This window comes from Parabacteroides sp. MSK.9.14, assembly GCF_019041495.1.
Lineage (GTDB): Bacteria > Bacteroidota > Bacteroidia > Bacteroidales > Tannerellaceae > Parabacteroides > Parabacteroides merdae.
The window spans coordinates 1-1317 of the sequence record NZ_JAHPXO010000114.1 but is presented as its reverse complement, the minus strand read 5'-3'; the positions used below and the strand labels follow the sequence as shown (position 1 = coordinate 1317).

General features: G+C 36.8%; 1 protein-coding gene. It reads left to right on the top strand.

What is annotated here, in order from left to right; genetic code table 11:
• Window positions 1–124: 124 nt before the first annotated feature.
• Window positions 125–1288, top strand: a complete 1164-nt coding sequence (locus KTG12_RS21345; protein WP_005868407.1) for an IS4 family transposase — start codon at window positions 125–127, stop codon at window positions 1286–1288.
• The last annotated feature ends 29 nt before the right edge of the window (window positions 1289–1317 follow it).

Genomic DNA, 1317 nt, shown 5'->3' with positions numbered 1-1317 from the left:
TCATTGTTGTCCCATTAAAATCTAAAAGAGTTCTTTGAAATATTTGAAATTTAGTTAGTTACAGCGATTTTCCGAGCGAACGGACTTGAATTTGTAGCTTTGCATCAGATTAATCCGATGGCATATGTTCCAAGACAAATACGTTTTCGCTCAATTGGCTTCATTTCTGAATCGAAGTAAGTTTAACCGCATAGTCACCAAGTATGATGGTGATAAATATGTGAAGCACTTCACCTGCTGGAATCAACTACTTGCTTTGATGTTTGGTCAACTTTCTAATCGTGAAAGTCTGCGAGATTTGATAGTTGCTCTTGAAGCTCATCATTCCAAATGTTATCATTTAGGAATGGGTAAAAATGTATCAAAGTCATCGCTGGCAAGAGCAAATCAAGATAGAGACTATCACATCTTTGAAGAATATGCTTACTACCTGGTTAGCGAAGCACGACAAAAGTGTGCTAATCATATTTTCAAACTTGGCGGTAACGTTTATGCTTTCGATTCGACTACTATTGACCTGTGCCTTTCAGTCTTTTGGTGGGCAAAATTCCGCAAAAAGAAAGGTGGTATCAAAGTGCATACATTATATGATGTGGAAACACAGATTCCTGCATTCTTTCATATCACGGAAGCATCCGTACACGATTCTAAAGTTATGATTGAAATTCCTTATGAACCAAGCTCTTATTACATCTTTGACCGCGGTTATAACAACTTCAAAATACTGTATAAAATTCATCAAATTGAAGCCTACTTTGTTGTCAGAGCAAAAAAGAATCTCGGGTACAAATCCATCCAATGGAAACGTAGGCTGCCTAAGAATGTGCTTTCAGACGCAAGTGTATTTCTGACAGGATTCTATCCTAAACAATATTATCCAGAGCCACTTAGATTGGTTAAATATTGGGATGAAGAACAAGAACGAGAATTTACATTCATAACCAATGCGATGCATATATCTGCGCTTCAAGTTGCTGAACTTTATAAAAATCGCTGGCAGGTAGAGCTGTTTTTCAAATGGCTCAAGCAGCACCTTAAAATCAAAAGATTTTGGGGAACTACAGAGAATGCTGTTCGAATACAGATATATGCTGCTATATGCGCTTACTGTTTGGTGGCAATCATTCAACACGATATGCAACTGAACAGAAGTACATATGAAGTGTTACAAATACTGAGCATCTCATTGACTGATAAGACTCATCTGAGAGACCTCTTTGATAAAACTAAATTTCAAAATGACAAAGAACGATTCGGACCAAATGGGCCAAGTTTATTTAATTTTTAATTCGTCCCAATTTTAATGGGACACTAATG

Excerpts from the sequence above, each read along its gene's own strand:
- KTG12_RS21345 (WP_005868407.1), top strand. The coding sequence starts at position 125 with ATGTTCCAAGACAAATACGTTTTCGCTCAATTGGCTTCATTTCTGAAT.